Raw genomic sequence first — 893 nt, 5'->3', positions numbered from 1 at the left:
GGGCAGGTCCAGCCCGGCCTCGTGCAGCGTCCGCCGATTCCAGCTTTCCGAGAAAAACCCCCGTTCATCGCCGAAACGCCGGGGAGCAAGGACCAGGACGCCCGGAAGCGAGGTCTTTTCGATGGCGACCTGCTTTACCCTGGAAATGGCCGCTTCTGGTGAATTGCGAGGGGTTATCAGGGTCATTTATTCGCCGCAGCTTTATTCGACACGAGGCTCAGCACAGCCGCAGTCAGCCTTGATAAATCCAGCTCGACATTCTCGAGGTGACTCCGCCTGTCGCCCGCGCCACGGCGGTTTCCCGGCTGCACCGGCGTGCCAATGATATACTCGGGTCGCTTGATCCCCTCGGCTTCCCACGCGCCGGGGAGGCGGTCCAAGTTGAGCGGCCTGGATCCTCTGGGTGCCGAGAACACGATTCCATCTGCATCGGAAAACCAGCCGATGCGATGTTGGGTCGATCCGACCGGCGACACGTAGATGTCAGTCTTCTGCGCCCAAAGAAGCCCGTCCCCCAAGGATGCTCCGACCAGGTTGACCACCCGATCGGGAGCTGAAACATTTCGACGAATTTCTTCGGCCAGATCGCTTAGGGTGTTTTTTACATCGCCCCACTTGCCGGAAACCTCATCGAGGCCCATCGGGACCAGGAAACCATCCAGGACGAATATTGCAGCGGGATGCTGTTCTAGAATTCTATTGGCCAGTTTCGCAAAGCCGGAAACCTGGTCGACCCAGCTTTTGTCCCCCATTCTGAGGCCGAACCAGAGGACGGGAAAGCTTCCTCGGGTGGCCGCATCCACGGATTCAATCGAAAACCTCCCCTTGGTGCATGACCTGGTGGATGCCTTCAATCTTTCCTTCAGGCCCCGAGTGATGAAATATCCGCCAAG

Annotated in this window: 2 protein-coding genes; both read right to left on the bottom strand. The window is 58.7% G+C overall.

Annotation, left to right across the window (positions count from 1 at the left end; all coding sequences use genetic code 11):
- Window positions 1-186, bottom strand: a 186-nt coding sequence (locus ASV56_RS23255; RefSeq protein WP_172823810.1) for a dTDP-4-dehydrorhamnose 3,5-epimerase family protein, incomplete at its 3' end; no start/stop codon positions are given.
- Window positions 183-893: hypothetical protein (locus ASV56_RS23880; protein WP_216635436.1), on the bottom strand; the 711-nt coding region annotated here is incomplete at its 5' end. The genes ASV56_RS23255 and ASV56_RS23880, both read right to left, overlap by 4 nt.

The sequence above is a fragment of the Paracoccus aminovorans genome (assembly GCF_001546115.1).
Lineage (GTDB): Bacteria > Pseudomonadota > Alphaproteobacteria > Rhodobacterales > Rhodobacteraceae > Paracoccus > Paracoccus aminovorans_B.
This window is presented reverse-complemented; position numbering and strand designations above follow the sequence as displayed.